This is a genomic window from Pseudomonas urethralis, from assembly GCF_021602465.1.
In the GTDB taxonomy this organism is placed as follows: Bacteria; Pseudomonadota; Gammaproteobacteria; order Pseudomonadales; family Pseudomonadaceae; genus Aquipseudomonas; species Aquipseudomonas vlassakiae.
In genome coordinates this window covers 69,721-84,103 of the sequence record NZ_BQIJ01000001.1, presented here as the reverse complement: position 1 = coordinate 84,103, position 14,383 = coordinate 69,721, and the positions used below count along the sequence as shown (strand labels likewise).

Here is a 14,383-nt window from a genome sequence, read left to right as displayed (position 1 = left end):
CGTTTCAGGTTGTGCCTTTTGCCGCTTGTGGGCGTCGAAACCCGGTCACTATCCTTTGTGCACCTGGCTCTCGGGAATCCTGCATGAACTTCATCCAAAGCAATCTACACAACCTCCTGGCCGTCTGCTGGTTCGCCCTCTGCTGGGGCGGCTACACCCGCTATGCCATCTGGAAAGGCCGAGACACCGCCTGCCTGGCCAGCGTGCTGCATCTATACCGGGAAGACTGGATGCGCCGCATGCTGCTGCGCGACAACCGCATCGCCGACGCCAGCGTGATTGGTAACCTGGAGCGCAACGCCTCGTTTTTCGCCTCCAGCACGCTGATCATCCTTGCCGGTATTCTCACCGTGCTAGGTGCTTCGGATCGCGCCCTGTCGCTGCTTGCAGACCTGCCGCTGGTACAGCAGGCATCCCAGGGTATGTCGGAAACCAAGCTGCTGTGCCTGGCGATGGTCTTCGTCTACGCCTTCTTTACCTTCAGCTGGTGCATGCGCCAGTACAACTTTGCCGCGGTATTGGTGGGGTCCGCGCCAATGATTGGTGAACGCCAGGTCAACGAACTGGAGCGCAAGGCGTTTGCCTCGCGGGCGGCGCGGGTGCTCTCGCTGGCGGCCAACCAGTTCAACTTCGGCCTGCGCTCTTATTACTTCGGCATGGCCATGCTCACGTGGTTTATCAGCCCGTGGCTGTTCATGATCGTGAGCGTCGGGGTAGTGCTGATTCTGTATCGCCGAGAGTTCCATTCCGACGTATTGGACGTCATGGTGTTCACCCCCACCGAAAGTGTCCCGACAGAAGTGCCCAATACCAAGACTGAAACGATTAACTCGTAAGACGCAGGCACAAAAAAACCCGACAATGTCGGGTTTTTTTGTGCCTGTCGTTTACTGCTTGGCAGGTTCGGCAGGCGCGGTGGTCGGTGCCGGAGTAGTCGGGGCGGCCTCTTCGGCGGCCTTCTGCTCGGCTTCGGCCTGATCTTTGGCGGCTTCGGCGTTTTCCTTGGCGGCGTCGTTCATCTTATCCTGAGCATCACCCATCTTTTCCTGGGCTTGTTCACGGTGTTCTTGTGCGTCCTGGGCTTTGTCTTCGCTCGCTTTATCGCAAGCAGCCAGGCCCATGGCAGCAGCCAGCATCAGAGCAAAAGCAAAAGGTTTACGCATGGGGGTGTTTCCTCTTGGTGAATAACTGAGTTGTTCCTTCGAGTTCGGCGGTGTGGAATTAGTTCCACGTTTTTTACAGATATATAACGCCGTGTTCTATATGGACTTTTTACTGTTTTTGTGCCGTAACGGCAGTGATCCTGGGAACTGCATATGAACGCATCAAGCTTGCAGGCCATGGCCGAACGCTTTCTTTCAGCATTGAAGCATTGCCAGTTGTTACAGATGCGTGTGGTCCATGCCGACCGCGACGGCATGACGCTGATGTTGCCTTGGTCAGCGTCGATTGTCGGCAACCCGCAGACCGGCGCGGTGCATGGCGGCGCCCTGACCACGCTGATGGATACCACCTGCGGCATGGCCACCCTGTGCGTGCTGCCGCGCTTCGAGGTGTGCCCGACCCTCGACCTGCGCATCGACTACATGCACCCGGCCGAAGCGGGTAAGCCCATCTATGGCCATGCCCAATGCTACCGGGTCACCCGCGATGTGATCTTCACCCGCGGTAGCGCCTACCAGGACGACCCGGATCAGCCGATCTGCCAAGTGGTCGGCACCTTCATGCGTCTGGGCCAGCAGATCAAAGGCGGCATCGGTTTCGCCAACACCCTGAAGGAGGGCGGGGCATGATTCCTGAGAGCATTCGTCAGCAGTTGAATGCGGCCCACGCTGTCGGTGATTACCGCCCGTTACTGGCCTTGATCCCTTATGCAGGCCTGATTGGCATCGAGTGCGAGCGTGAGGGCGATGACCTGCTGTTTCGCCTGCCGGCCAACCAGGACAACATCGGCAACCCCTTGCTGCCGGCCATCCATGGCGGCGTGATCGCCGGGTTCATGGAGTTGTCCGCAGCGCTCTACCTACTGATCTACAGCGAAAGCGCGAGTATTCCGAAGATCATCGATTTTTCCATCGACTACCTGCGCGCCGGATACTTGCGCGACACCTACGCCCAGTGCCAGCTCTGGCGTCAGGGGCGGCGGGTCACCAACGTCGCCATCACTGCCTGGCAGGCTGACCGCCAGTCACCGATCGCCACCGCCCGCGCGCACTTCAAGATCGAACCGGAAAAGCCCTTGAAATCGTCTGGGCAGCCCCCATCTGCATGACATCCGCCGTTAACGCTGGCCATGTCGGCCGCGGGGCGCCACTGCCATCAGATCGGAGTTTTGAAGACCATGAGTGTGGAGACTCAAAAAGAAACGCTGGGCTTCCAGACCGAGGTAAAGCAGCTGCTGCACCTCATGATCCATTCGCTGTACTCGAACAAGGAGATCTTCCTGCGTGAGCTGATCTCCAACGCCTCCGACGCCGCCGACAAGCTGCGCTTCGAGGCCCTGGCCAAGCCAGAACTGCTCGAGAACGATGCCGACCTGAAGATCCGCCTGAGCTTCGACAAGGACGCCGGTACCGTGACCCTCGAAGACAACGGCATCGGTATGAGCCGCGAGGATGTCATCGCCCACCTGGGCACCATTGCCAAGTCCGGCACCGCCGACTTCATGAAGAACCTCACCGGTGACCAGAAGAAGGACTCGCACCTGATCGGTCAGTTCGGTGTCGGCTTCTACTCGGCCTTCATCGTTGCCGACAAGGTCGATGTATACAGCCGCCGCGCTGGCCTGCCAGCTGCCGAAGGCGTGCACTGGTCGTCCAAGGGCGAAGGTGAATTCGAAGTTGCCACCATCGACAAGCCGCAGCGTGGCACCCGTATCGTCCTGCACCTTAAGAAGGGCGAGCTGGAGTTCGCCGATGGTTGGCGCCTGCGCAATGTGGTCAAGAAGTACTCCGACCATATTGCCCTGCCGATCGAACTGCCCAAGGAGCAGGCTCAAGCCGCTGAAGGCGAAGAAAAGCCCGCGCAGGAATGGGAAACCGTCAACCGCGCCAGCGCCCTGTGGACCCGTTCGCGCTCCGAGGTGAAGGACGAGGAATACCAGGAGTTCTACAAGCACATCGGCCATGACTTCGAGAACCCGCTGGCCTGGAGCCACAACAAGGTCGAAGGCAAGCTTGAGTACAACTCGCTGCTGTACGTGCCGGCCCGTGCGCCGTTCGACCTGTACCAGCGCGAAGCGCCACGTGGCCTGAAGCTGTACGTTCAGCGCGTGTTCATCATGGACCAGGCCGAGTCGTTCCTGCCGCTGTACCTGCGCTTCATCAAGGGTGTGGTGGATTCCAACGACCTGTCGCTGAACGTGTCCCGCGAGATCTTGCAGAAAGACCCGATCATCGACTCGATGAAAACTGCGCTGACCAAGCGCGTGCTGGACATGCTGGAGAAGTTGGCCAAGAACGAGCCTGAGCAGTACAAGAGCTTCTGGAAGAACTTCGGCCAGGTGCTGAAGGAAGGCCCGGCTGAAGACTTCGCCAACAAGGAAAAGATCGCCGGCCTGCTGCGTTTTGCCTCCACCCAGGACGACAGCGGCGAGCAGAGCGTTGCCCTGGCCGATTACCTGGCACGCGCCAAGGAAGGTCAGGACAAGATCTACTACCTCACCGGCGAATCCTACGCTCAGGTCAAGAACAGCCCGCACCTGGAAGTCTTCCGCAAGAAAGGCATCGAGGTCCTGCTGCTGACCGACCGTATCGACGAGTGGCTGATGAGCTACCTCAACGAGTTCGATGGCAAAGCATTCGTCGACGTCGCCCGTGGCGATCTCGACCTGGGCAAGCTGGACTCGGAAGAGGACAAGAAAGCCCAGGAAGAAGTGGCCAAGGACAAGGAGGGCCTGGTCGAGCGTCTGAAAGGTGCCTTGGGTGACAGCGTCGCCGAAGTCCGCGTCTCGCACCGCCTGACCGACTCGCCGGCGATCCTTGCCATTGGCGAACAGGACCTGGGCCTGCAAATGCGCCAGATCCTCGAAGCCAGCGGCCAGAAGGTGCCGGAATCGAAGCCGATCTTCGAATTCAACCCGACTCACCCGCTGATCGAGAAGCTGGACAACGAGCAGAGCGAAGACCGCTTTGCCGAACTGTCGCACATCCTCTTCGATCAGGCCGCGCTGGCGGCCGGTGATAGCCTGAAGGATCCGGCAGCTTACGTTCGTCGCCTGAACAAGCTACTGGTCGAGCTGTCTGCTTGAGTTGATGCACAGGAAAGCCCGCTTCGGCGGGCTTTTTTATAGTCAGTGCCTAAGGAGTGCTTGATGAGCAAGGTAATCGTCGAATCGCTGGTCTATCACCTGTCCGGCAAGACCTATGAAAGCCGCCTGGTCTACGAGCCAGGTGCGCTGGGTCGCCCGGGCCTGGTGATGGCGCCGAACTGGATGGGTATTGGTGACGGCGCCGAGCGTATCGCCAAGGAAGTGGCCGAGAAGGGGTATGTGGTTCTGATTGCCGACCTGTACGGGCAGTCGGTGCGTCCGTCCAATGCCGATGAGGCCGGGGCGGCAATGATGCCGCTGAAAAATGACCGGGGCGAACTGCGCAAGCGCATGAAGGAAGCGCTGGATCAACTGTTGGGGCAATCCAAGGCGCTGCTTGAGCCGGGCAAGGTAGCCACCTTCGGCTTCTGTTTCGGTGGCTGCTGTGCGCTGGAGCTGGCCCGTAGCGGTGCCGACCTGAAGGCTGCGGTGTCGTTCCACGGCACACTGGATACCCCGAACCCTGAGGATGCCAAGCGTATCAGGGGCTCGGTGCTGGTCTTGCATGGTGCCTCCGACCCGCTGGTACCCAAGGAGCAATTGCCTGCGTTCGAGGACGAAATGAACGCCGCCAAGGTGGACTGGCAATTGCTGAGCTACGGTGGAGCGGTGCATTCGTTCACCGACCCGAGCGCCAATGTGCCGGGCAAGATGCAGTACGACCGTCGCACCTCGGAGCGGGCGTTCCGCGCGATGCACAACCTGCTTGCTGAAGTGTTCCAGCGTTGATGTTCTGAGGGGCTGCTTTGCAGCCCATTCGCGGGTAAACCCGCTCCTACAGGTGCTGCGCTGCCTCTGAAAGCAACGCGCTCCCTGTAGGAGCGGGTTTACCCGCGAATGGGCCGCAACGCGGCCCCGATTCAGCGAGGCAACTCGATTCTTGAGGTTTCCCCCGGCACCGTCGGCCAATCCCCGGCAGCCCACCTGGCCCTGGCCCGCTCGATCAGCTCCCCATCACTGGCCACAAAATTCCAGTTCATCCGCCGCGGCCCATCCAGTGGCTCGCCGCCAATCAGCACCAGCTGGCATTCTTCCTCCGCATACAGCGTGACCTCTTCCCCCTCCGGCAGCACGACCAGGCTACAGGCTTCGACTGCTTCGTCGTCCATCAGCAGCTCACCATCGAGCAGATACAGCGCACGTTGCACATGTTCGGCCGGCACCACCAGCGTGGTAGCGGGCTGCATGAGCACATGGGCATAGAGGGTAGGGGAGAGCACCGGCACCGGTGACTTCAGGCAGAACCCACTGCCAGCAATCATGCAGATGCGCACGCCCAAACTGTCGCTGACCGGCAGGCTTGCCGCTGGATGGTGGCTGTAGCTCGGCTCGCCCTGTTCCAGCGCCTTTGGCGCGGCCAGCCACACCTGCAGCCCGTGCAAGCGTGAGCCATGGGCCAGGGCGTCCGCAGGCGTGCGCTCGACATGCGCTACCCCTCTGCCGGCGGTCATCCAGCTTACGTCTCCAGGCAGGACGCGCTGCTCCGAGCCCAGGCTGTCCTTGTGCAGGATCGCGCCTTCGAACAGGTAGGTGAGGGTGGAAAGGCCAATATGCGGATGCTGGCGAATATCCATGCCATGGCCCGGCGCATAGTCGGTTTCGAGCATATGGTCGAAGAACACGAAGGGGCCGACACTGCGGCACTGTGCCGAGGGCAGCGGGCGCAGGATCGGCTGGCCCTCGACCGATTCGGCGCGTGGGCGGATGATCAGGGGGCTGCTCATGGCGGGCTCCAGGCGAGGGGGAAATGCCCCAAGCATAGCGGTTTGCCGAGCAATGCTGAACCGTTGCGCTGGCTACCCGGTCTACCCTGCTGATGCCCGGAGAAGGAGGTTGCCCATGATTGCCAGAGCGCTGGCCTGCATGCTGTTGTCAGGCTGGCTGTGCCAGGCGGCCCAGGCCCGTGACTATCGCTACAGCGATGCCCATCTGCACTACGTGGACTTCTTCCAGGAGACCGAGGGCATGTCAGCGCTGATCAAGGCCATGGATGATGCCGGTGTCGAGCATTCGATGATTTCCGGCATTCCGGTGGCCAAGAAATGGCACGAAGATGAGCCAAAGCGCCCACGCTATTACGCAGGAGACGACGCCGATGCTTATTGGTACAGCGCGACCGATACCTATGTGGCTGCGGCGCTGGAAAAACTACCGGTCGAACAGCGAAAGCGTTTCCATCCGTTTCTGACCGGTTTCAACCCGGTGGACAAGAATGCCGTCAGCCATATCGAGCGCATGCTCGAACTGAACCCGGGGTTGTGGCAGGGGATCGGTGAGGTGTTCACCCGCCATGACGACCTGACCGCGCTGACCAGTGGCGATACACCGCGCGCCAACAACGAAGCGATGACCCGTATCTATCACTTGGCGGCCGAACGCGACATGCCGGTGTTGCTGCATTCGAACATCACCTCCAAGCGCGAGCGCAATCCGCTGTACCTCGCCGAACTCGAAGAGCCCCTGCGTAATCATCCGCATACCCGCTTCATCTGGGCGCATGCGGGTAGCAGTGCGGAGATCCATCGGCATCAGACCCGGATGGACTTCCTCTTGCCTGTGTTGACGCGATTGCTGGCGGACCATGCGAATTTGTATGTGGACTTGTCGTGGAGTGTGCTGGAACCTTATCTGCTGGACGAGCAGGGCGTACCGCGCCAGGAATGGGTGGCGCTGGTCGAGCGCTATCCGGACCGGTTCATGCTGGGGTCGGATGTGGTGGGGCGGTTTGGCAGCCTTGGCGAGCAGATGCATGGCTTCAGGCCGTTCCTGGATGCGTTGCCTGAAGAAGTCGCCAGCAAGGTGGCTCGGGATAACTTCCTGGCGGTGTTGCCCAAGGGGAAGAAGTAGCTGCCCGTATAAGCAATACAAATGAAAACGCCCCGAACCAGTCGGGGCGTTTCACTTACCGCAGCAGCGTCTTACTTGCCTTCCCAGCGCTTGAGCACCAGGGTGGCGTTGGTGCCACCGAAGCCGAAGCTGTTGCTCATCACGGTGGTGAGCTTGGCGTCTTCGGTCTTGCGCACGATCGGCAGGTCCGCGACTTCAGGGTCCAGCTCGTCGATGTTGGCGGAGCCGGCGATGAAGTTGTTTTCCATCATCAGCAGGCAGTAGATCGCCTCGTGTACGCCTGCGGCACCCAGCGAGTGGCCCGACAGGCTCTTGGTCGAGCTGATCTTCGGCGCCTTGTCGCCGAACACTTCGCGAACACCCTTCATTTCTGCCACGTCACCGACCGGGGTCGAGGTGCCGTGGGTGTTCAGGTAGTCGATCGGGGTGTCGACGGTGGACAGCGCCTGCTGCATGCAGCGGATGGCGCCTTCGCCGCTTGGTGCGACCATGTCGTAGCCATCGGAAGTGGCGCCGTAGCCGACGATTTCGGCGTAGATCTTGGCGCCACGGGCCAGGGCGTGCTCCAGTTCCTCGACCACCACCATGCCGCCGCCGCCAGCGATGACGAAGCCGTCACGGTCGGCGTCGTAGGCGCGCGAAGCCAGTTCCGGGGTTTCGTTGCGCTTGGTCGACAGGGCGCCCATGGCATCGAACAGGAACGACTGGCTCCAGTGCTCTTCTTCACCGCCGCCGGCGAAGACGATGTCCTGCTTGCCCCACTGGATCTGCTCCAGGGCGGTGCCGATGCAGTGTGCGGAAGTGGCGCAGGCCGACGAGATCGAGTAGTTGATACCCTTGATCTTGAACGGGGTCGCCAGGCACGCCGAAACGGTGCTGCCCATGGTCCGGGTGACGCGATACGGGCCGACGCGCTTGACGCCTTTTTCGCGCAGGGTATCCAGCGCTTCCATCTGGTTCAGGGTCGAGGCGCCGCCCGAGCCGGCTACCAGGCCGGTACGCGGGTTGGAAATCTGCTCTTCGGTCAGGCCGGCGTCCTTGATCGCGTCCTGCATCGCCAGGTAGGCATAGGCAGCGGCGTGGCCGACGAAGCGGTAGACCTTGCGGTCGATCAGTTCTTCGAGGTTGAGGTCGATGGAACCGGAAACCTGGCTACGCAGCCCCATTTCCTTGTATTCCGGGTTGTAACGGATACCCGGACGGCTGTTGCGCAGGTTTTCGGTGACGGTAGCTTTGTCATTGCCCAGGCACGATACGATGCCCAGACCAGTGATAACGACGCGGCGCATGCGAATAACCCTTAGAAATTGTCAGTGGAGGTGAACACGCCGACCCGCAGGGCCTCGGCGGTGTAGATCTCGCGGCCATCGACGCTGACCGAACCATCGGCGATGGCCATGTTCAGCTTGCCCTTCAGGACGCGCTTGATGTGGATGTTGTAGGTGACTTTCTTGGCGGCAGGCAGCACCTGGCCGAAGAACTTCACTTCGCCCGAACCCAGCGCACGGCCACGGCCCGGCAGGCCCTGCCAGCCGAGGAAGAAACCGACCAGCTGCCACATGGCGTCAAGGCCCAGGCAGCCCGGCATCACCGGGTCGCCTTCGAAGTGGCAGGCGAAGAACCACAGGTCCGGGGTGATATCCAGCTCGGCGACCAATTCACCTTTGCCGTACTTGCCGCCTTCTTCGCTGATGTGGGTGATGCGATCGACCATCAGCATGTTCGGCGCGGGCAGTTGCGCATTACCTGGGCCGAACAGCTCACCGCGACTGCAGCGCAGCAGGTCTTCCCGAGTAAAGGCGTGTTGTTTGGTCATGCGAGCTCCTCAATAACCCCCTGTGGCAGGGGATGAATCTTCCCGGCCGACCCTTCTGCTTCTGGGACGGCAGCCTACAGGTAGACTATTGCGTTGTGGTGAAAGTCACAGCGCACCTGGTGAAAGAAGTACAGGTGTGCACTGAAACGCTATTTTCAGGTCCGAACAAGGTCCTGTCCAGTACTTAAGACTGCCGCAATTTAGCATTTATCGCCAGTCGCATCGCCAGTTGCAGCTGTCCGTCCGGGCAACCAGCGCTGCAATACCCGCTGCAACTCGGTGCGGCGGAACGGTTTGCTCAGGTAATCATTCATGCCGGCGGCCATGCAGCGCTCGCGGTCACCCTGCAGGGCATTGGCGGTCAAGGCGATGATCGGTAACTGCGCGCAAGCCGGCAACAGGCGGATACGCCGGGTCGCTTCGTAGCCATCCAGCTGCGGCAGGCGGCAATCCATCAGCACGGCGGCGAACGGCTGCTGGCTGACCAGCTCCACCGCTTGAAGCCCGTCGTGGGCCACGCTGACCTCCATCCCCAGGCTGCGCAACATGGCTTCGATGACGCTCTGATTGACCGGATTGTCCTCCACCAACAGGATGCGCTTGCCGACCTGGAGTGGCGCGCTGGCCGCCGAGTTGCCGGGCAGCGTTGCGGGCACGGTGCTGGCCAGCGGCAGCGGCATTTCCAGGGTAAAGGTCGAACCCAGCCCCTCGCGGCTTTCTCCGCGCAACTTGCCGCCCATGCGTTCGGCCAGGGTGCGGGCGATCGACAGGCCCAGGCCGGTGCCGCCATAGCGCCGGGAAATCGAACTGTCGGCCTGCTGGAAGGCAACGAACATCATTTCCAGGCGTTCGCTGTCGATGCCGATGCCGGTGTCACGCACGCTGCAGGTGAACCACAGTGATTGCCGGTCCAGCGACTGCCAGCGCGCTTCGACCTGAACCTGGCCGCGCTCGGTGAACTTCAAGGCGTTGCCGATCAGGTTGAGGAGGATCTGGCGGATGCGCGTCGGGTCGCCGATCACGTGTGGCTGTGCGCCGTCTGCCGGCAGTTGCAGGCGCAGTTCCAGGCCGCGCTGCTGTGCGCTGTGCTGGAACGACTGCACGCTGCTGGTGATCAGCTCACCCAGGTTGAACTCGATGTGCTCCAGTTCCAGCGCAGTGCGTTCGATCCGCGAGAAATCGAGGATGTCATTGATGACCTTGAGCAGGTGCCCGGTGGACTCGCTGGCCACGGCGGTGTAGTCGGCCTGCTCGCTGGTCAGCTGGGTGGTCTCCAGCAGTTGCAGCATTCCCAGCACGCCGTTCATGGGGGTGCGCAGTTCATGGCTCATCATTGCCAGGAACTCCGACTTGGCGCCGTTGGCCTGCTCGGCTTCCTCGCGCGCCTGGATCAGCTGGGCGATGGCCCGTTTCTGTTCGGCGCTGGCCTGCTCCAGGGCATTGGCGAGGTTGTTGATATGGCGCGCCAGGTGGCCGAGTTCGCTGTCGTCGACGACCGGCAGCGGAGCGTTGTATTCGCCCTGCTGGATGGCCTTGACCGCATGGCCCATGTCACTGATCGGCTTGGCCAGGCTCATGGCCAGGCGGCGGGCCAGGAGAAAGGTGAACAGCAGGGCGAACAGCGCGAGAATGCCGGCCTTGATCACGATTTCCTGTTGGCGCTGGCTGAAGGCATCGTCCGACATGCCGACGATCACCCGCCCCAGGTAGTCGTCACCGATGGCCGGTGTCGGCGCCTTGCCCTGTTGCAGGAAGTCGCTGTCCAGGCGGATTTGCTGGAGGCGGATCGGCGCCTGAAACACTTCTACCTGCTGTGCCCGGTTGTTGCTTTCGTCCTGCTGCTCGACGTACACCAGGATGTGGTTACGGCTGTCCTGCACCTCGAGGAAGCGCACGTGCGGGATGCTCAGGGTGGCGCGCATCAGGCCTTCGAGGACCTCATTGTTACCGGAGATGACGCCGTATTCGGATGCCGGGGCCAGCTGGTTGGCAATCAGCTGCCCGGTGTGGTTCAGCTCCTGGCGCAGATCCTGGATCCGCACGAAGGTGAAAAAACTGATCAGCAGCAGGGTCAGCAACAGTGCCGGGCCGAGGCTGATGATCTGGGTGCGGGTGTGGATGTCCCAGCTCAGGCGTTTGCTCATGGGGTGGGTTCTCCTTCGGCCAGGGCCTTGGCAGTGGCGTTCGGATCGATCGGTTCAAGGCCCAGGGCACGGGCTACCTGCTGGTTGCCGCTGACCCCATAGCGTGCCGGATACAGGCTGCGGGGCCAACGTGCTGGCGGCTGGTCGAGCAACTGGTCGAGCACGGCCAGCCAGTCGTCCTGGTCGCTGTAGGTACTGGCCAGGGCGCCGGCGCGAACGAAGCCGGCGTTCGGGCCGATCAGTGCCATTTGCCGGCCGTAGCTGCTGAGCAAGAGGTTTTTCGCGGTCTTGGAGTTGTACAGATCGGGGTCATCGAGGCCTAACAGTACGTCGCTGCTGGCCAGCAGATGTTGCAAGGGCCGGCTGTCGCGTTGGTCTGGCCAGTCCTGGGCGACGATCTCAAGGCCCAGTGGGCGCGCCGCCTGGCGTAGCTCGTCCAGCAGGAAGTGGCTGTGCTCACCGTACAGTACGCCGATGCGCTGGGCCTGTGGCAACAGGTAGCGGGCCAGGCGCAGTTGCCGCGCCAGCGGCGGGTCGCTCCACAGCAGGGTCAGGTAAGCAGGGCGCGACTTTCCCAGGCGTTGTTCAGCCTGTACCCGGCTGATACGCATGGCCAGCGCAGGCGGCCCGCTGCTTTCGCTCAGGCGCCAGTCCAGCGCGCTGGCGTCGAGCAGCACCAGGCGCACGTCAGCCTTGAGCTGAGCGGGGCGGGGCAACGCGGCGGTGCTCTGGAAACGCACCTGGTCGTGGCCGCGGCGGCCTTGCAAGGCTTCGACGAAGCTGCGCACGCCGGGCTGCTCTTCGCCGCCGACCAGCAGGATTTCGCTGGCGGACAGCGTACCCACAGGCCACAGGCAGAACAGCAGCAGGCGCAGCAGCCGGGCCATCAGAACTCCAGCTCCGCGCTGACGCTCAGGCGGTGGCGGCTGTCATAACGGTTCTGTTCCACCGTGGTGGGCTGGTCGTCAAGGCGTTGCTGCCACAGTGCGGCAAGCTCCAGGGTGCTGCCCTGGATGCGGAAGCGCTTGGCCACGCGCAGGTCGATGCGTTCGTAGCGATACTGGTTGAGGGCGTCATCGCCGTAATAGAACAGTGCGCTTGACCAACCCTCGCCCCATTCGCGCATCCACCCGGCCGAGCCACTGTTGCGTGCGCTGAGGCGACGGTCGGCAGGGTTGCTGGCCCAGGCATCGACATAGGCATAGGTCAGGCGCAGGCGGTCACGCGGTGCCAGGCGCCAGTCGAGTTGCGCCTCGCTACCGCTGAAGCGGGCCTTGTTGGCATTGCTGGCGATGTACTGGTTGTTCTTCAGGGGTTCGCTGATCATTCCGGTGATCTCGTCGTAGAACAGCTTCACATCCATGTTCAGGTCGAAGTCGCTGAAGTAGCCGTTATAGCCCAGCTCGCGCGAGCGCATGCGTTCCTGTTCGAGGTCTCCCGGACCGCGGGTCTTGACGAAGTATTCGGCGTTGCGCTGGCCGAAAGCGGCCGGGCTGAGGTTCTTGACCGTGTAGCTCCAGTTGACGTTGTTCTCGAACATATCTGGCGAACGCACGGCTTCGGAATACACCGCACGCAGGCCGTGGCGCGGGGTGATCAGGTAGTTGACCGCCATGCGCGGCGTCAGCGAGCTGCCGGACAGTTGCGAGTTCTCGAACATCGCGCCGCCCTGAACGATCCAGTGCTCGTCAGCGCGCCACTCCAACTGGCCGAACAGGCGCCAGGTCTGGTCGTCGATACTGCCGTTGAAGTAGGTCTGCGAATCGGCGCGATCATAGCGGTAGTTCATGCCGCTCAGCAGGCGCAGGCTGTCGGTCAGGCTGAGCGTGTCCTGGACTTCCAGGTCGTACCGGGTCTCACGGGTGCTCTGGTCGACATCGCCGCAGACCACATTTTTGCCGCCCTGGTTGTTCCACTGGTCCTTGATCGCATCGACCAGCGCCTGTTCTTCGGGGTTGCTGCTGCTTGGTGGGTTGTTCGCCCCGCGGGCGACCTTTTCGGCGAAGTCGGGGTTCATCTGCCACAAGCGGGTCAGCTCGGGGCTGAACGACAGCGCCGCGTCGCAGGCGCGCCAGACCTGCTGGCGGTCGAATTGTTGGGCCGAGCCCTGCACATACAGGCTGTGCTCGGGGTTGAAGTCGATGTTCCAGCGTACCGAGCCGGCATAGTCCTTGGCGTTGACGTCGGCGTTGTTGCCGGTCTGGGTGACGTAGGGGAAGACCGGCTGATAGGTATACGGCCGCTGGTTGCTGCCCTCCTTGGCTGCCAGTTGCCATTCCAGGGTCTGGTCTGGCGCAAGGACGTGGCTGACACTGAGGTTGAAGCGGTTCAGGCGGCGGCTGTCGCGGTAATCCTGGCCGAACTGGTTCTCGTCGAAGCCATCGTCCTGCTGACCGGACACCGACAGGCGCAGGTCGCCGCCATCCCAGCCGAAACCATGGCTGAGGTAATAGTCGTTGATGCCATCCTGGCCGCGGGTCAGTTTCATCCGCGTGCCGTGGCTGTCGGCCGGGTTGCGGGTGAGGATGTTGACCACCGCCATCAATGCGTTGGCGCCGTAGCTGACGGTGTTGGGGCCGCGGAACACCTCGATGCGCTCGATGTCTTCGATGGCGACCGGGATGTCGCTCCAGTCCACCGTGGCCAGGCCGGCCCGGTACACCGAGCGGCCGTCGATCAGTACCTGCATGCGTCGCGCATCGTTGACGTTGCTGCCGTGGTAGTTGACCGTCGGTTGGTTGCCGGCGCCGTAGCCGATCATCATGCCCGGTACCAGGCGCAGCAGTTCGGGGATGTCACGGGCACCGCTGGCGCGGATCAGCTCGTTGTCGAGCACGGTCATGCTGCCCGGTACCGCAGCGGGGGATTGTTTCAGCCGCGTGGCGGTCAGAACCTGCGGCAGGTCGGTGTTGTCGATGAACAAGTCATCGGCCATGGCCGAGCCGCCGAGCAAGGCAGTCAGCAACAGCAGGCGAGGGTAAGGGGGCGGGCCGGGGAACACAGGACTGCCTTGTCTCAGGATTGAAACAGGCATGTTAACTGACCGACAAGGTTTTGCCAGTGATCCAGGGTGGATTTGCCTTTCATTGCGAAGCGGACAAGGCGGACAGCGGTGACCTCACAGGAGGGACTGGCCAGAAACAGACGGTAGGAGCGGGTCGATCCGCGATGCGCCGCGCGGGCGGCGCTCGATCTCACAGGCGCCAAAAATCCCCCGCCGAACCCAAAGGAACCCGCCACTGGCTCTGTGGCAAGCGACCCGTATAA

At 62.1% G+C, this 14,383-nt stretch carries 13 protein-coding genes; 6 read left to right on the top strand and 7 right to left on the bottom strand.

Annotation, left to right across the window (positions count from 1 at the left end):
- Window positions 1-83 precede the first annotated feature (83 nt).
- Entirely contained in the window at window positions 84-836 is a 753-nt protein-coding gene (locus tag L6D64_RS00380; protein WP_176506498.1) for a DUF599 domain-containing protein, read from the top strand.
- A 51-nt stretch (window positions 837-887) separates the two neighbouring features.
- On the opposite strand, the gene L6D64_RS00375 is transcribed toward L6D64_RS00380, so the two are convergent.
- Window positions 888-1,163 carry a hypothetical protein gene (locus L6D64_RS00375; protein WP_060512806.1) on the bottom strand — a complete coding sequence of 92 codons (276 nt, stop codon included), beginning with the start codon at window positions 1,161-1,163 and terminating at the stop codon, window positions 888-890.
- Window positions 1,164-1,316: 153 nt separating this feature from the next.
- Here L6D64_RS00375 and L6D64_RS00370 point away from each other — a divergent pair, with 153 nt between their 5' ends.
- The 4 genes from L6D64_RS00370 (at window position 1,317) to L6D64_RS00355 (ending at window position 5,038) form a co-directional block, all read left to right on the top strand.
- Window positions 1,317-1,793 carry a PaaI family thioesterase gene (locus L6D64_RS00370; protein ID WP_176506497.1) on the top strand — a complete coding sequence of 159 codons (477 nt, stop codon included), beginning with the start codon at window positions 1,317-1,319 and terminating at the stop codon, window positions 1,791-1,793.
- The gene (locus tag L6D64_RS00365; RefSeq protein WP_176506496.1) at window positions 1,790-2,272 is read left to right on the top strand and encodes a PaaI family thioesterase; all 483 of its coding nucleotides are present in this window, start codon (window positions 1,790-1,792) and stop codon (window positions 2,270-2,272) included. The genes L6D64_RS00370 and L6D64_RS00365 overlap by 4 nt, the downstream gene beginning before the upstream one ends.
- A 69-nt stretch (window positions 2,273-2,341) precedes the next feature.
- Window positions 2,342-4,249, top strand: a complete 1,908-nt coding sequence (htpG, locus tag L6D64_RS00360; protein WP_054884048.1) for a molecular chaperone HtpG — start codon at window positions 2,342-2,344, stop codon at window positions 4,247-4,249.
- Between the two features lie 63 nt (window positions 4,250-4,312).
- Window positions 4,313-5,038 carry a dienelactone hydrolase family protein gene (locus L6D64_RS00355; RefSeq protein WP_176506495.1) on the top strand — a complete coding sequence of 242 codons (726 nt, stop codon included), beginning with the start codon at window positions 4,313-4,315 and terminating at the stop codon, window positions 5,036-5,038.
- Window positions 5,039-5,169: 131 nt separating this feature from the next.
- Here L6D64_RS00355 and L6D64_RS00350 read toward each other — a convergent pair whose 3' ends face one another.
- Window positions 5,170-6,033 carry a pirin family protein gene (locus L6D64_RS00350; RefSeq protein WP_176506494.1) on the bottom strand — a complete coding sequence of 288 codons (864 nt, stop codon included), beginning with the start codon at window positions 6,031-6,033 and terminating at the stop codon, window positions 5,170-5,172.
- Between the two features lie 115 nt (window positions 6,034-6,148).
- Between L6D64_RS00350 and L6D64_RS00345 the strand changes: the two genes are divergently transcribed.
- Complete coding sequence (locus L6D64_RS00345; protein WP_176506493.1) at window positions 6,149-7,156, top strand: amidohydrolase family protein; 1,008 nt, start codon at window positions 6,149-6,151, stop codon at window positions 7,154-7,156.
- Window positions 7,157-7,227: 71 nt separating this feature from the next.
- On the opposite strand, the gene fabB is transcribed toward L6D64_RS00345, so the two are convergent.
- From fabB to L6D64_RS00320, 5 genes are all read right to left on the bottom strand, one after another.
- Window positions 7,228-8,445, bottom strand: coding sequence for a beta-ketoacyl-ACP synthase I (fabB, locus tag L6D64_RS00340; RefSeq protein WP_054884044.1), 1,218 nt, complete (start codon window positions 8,443-8,445; stop codon window positions 7,228-7,230).
- A gap of 11 nt (window positions 8,446-8,456) precedes the next feature.
- The gene (gene fabA / locus L6D64_RS00335) at window positions 8,457-8,972 is read right to left on the bottom strand and encodes a 3-hydroxyacyl-[acyl-carrier-protein] dehydratase FabA (RefSeq protein WP_176506492.1); all 516 of its coding nucleotides are present in this window, start codon (window positions 8,970-8,972) and stop codon (window positions 8,457-8,459) included.
- A gap of 200 nt (window positions 8,973-9,172) precedes the next feature.
- Window positions 9,173-11,116, bottom strand: coding sequence for an ATP-binding protein (locus L6D64_RS00330; RefSeq protein ID WP_176506491.1), 1,944 nt, complete (start codon window positions 11,114-11,116; stop codon window positions 9,173-9,175).
- Window positions 11,113-12,003: an ABC transporter substrate-binding protein gene (locus tag L6D64_RS00325; RefSeq protein WP_176506490.1), complete on the bottom strand. Its 891-nt coding sequence runs from the start codon at window positions 12,001-12,003 to the stop codon at window positions 11,113-11,115. Before L6D64_RS00325 ends, L6D64_RS00330 begins: the two co-directional genes overlap by 4 nt.
- A complete protein-coding gene (locus tag L6D64_RS00320) occupies window positions 12,003-14,150 on the bottom strand; it encodes a TonB-dependent receptor plug domain-containing protein (protein ID WP_176506489.1) in 2,148 nt (715 codons plus the stop codon). The genes L6D64_RS00325 and L6D64_RS00320 overlap by 1 nt, the downstream gene beginning before the upstream one ends.
- Window positions 14,151-14,383 lie beyond the last annotated feature (233 nt).

Coding starts and splice junctions, on each gene's coding strand:
- fabB (WP_054884044.1), bottom strand. CDS start 8,445: ATGCGCCGCGTCGTTATCACTGGTCTGGGCATCGTATCGTGCCTGGGC.
- L6D64_RS00370 (WP_176506497.1), top strand. CDS start 1,317: ATGAACGCATCAAGCTTGCAGGCCATGGCCGAACGCTTTCTTTCAGCA.
- L6D64_RS00325 (WP_176506490.1), bottom strand. CDS start 12,003: ATGGCCCGGCTGCTGCGCCTGCTGCTGTTCTGCCTGTGGCCTGTGGGT.
- L6D64_RS00350 (WP_176506494.1), bottom strand. CDS start 6,033: ATGAGCAGCCCCCTGATCATCCGCCCACGCGCCGAATCGGTCGAGGGC.
- L6D64_RS00330 (WP_176506491.1), bottom strand. CDS start 11,116: ATGAGCAAACGCCTGAGCTGGGACATCCACACCCGCACCCAGATCATC.
- L6D64_RS00320 (WP_176506489.1), bottom strand. CDS start 14,150: ATGCCTGTTTCAATCCTGAGACAAGGCAGTCCTGTGTTCCCCGGCCCG.
- L6D64_RS00380 (WP_176506498.1), top strand. CDS start 84: ATGAACTTCATCCAAAGCAATCTACACAACCTCCTGGCCGTCTGCTGG.
- L6D64_RS00355 (WP_176506495.1), top strand. CDS start 4,313: ATGAGCAAGGTAATCGTCGAATCGCTGGTCTATCACCTGTCCGGCAAG.
- L6D64_RS00375 (WP_060512806.1), bottom strand. CDS start 1,163: ATGCGTAAACCTTTTGCTTTTGCTCTGATGCTGGCTGCTGCCATGGGC.
- L6D64_RS00345 (WP_176506493.1), top strand. CDS start 6,149: ATGATTGCCAGAGCGCTGGCCTGCATGCTGTTGTCAGGCTGGCTGTGC.
- fabA (WP_176506492.1), bottom strand. CDS start 8,972: ATGACCAAACAACACGCCTTTACTCGGGAAGACCTGCTGCGCTGCAGT.
- L6D64_RS00365 (WP_176506496.1), top strand. CDS start 1,790: ATGATTCCTGAGAGCATTCGTCAGCAGTTGAATGCGGCCCACGCTGTC.
- htpG (WP_054884048.1), top strand. CDS start 2,342: ATGAGTGTGGAGACTCAAAAAGAAACGCTGGGCTTCCAGACCGAGGTA.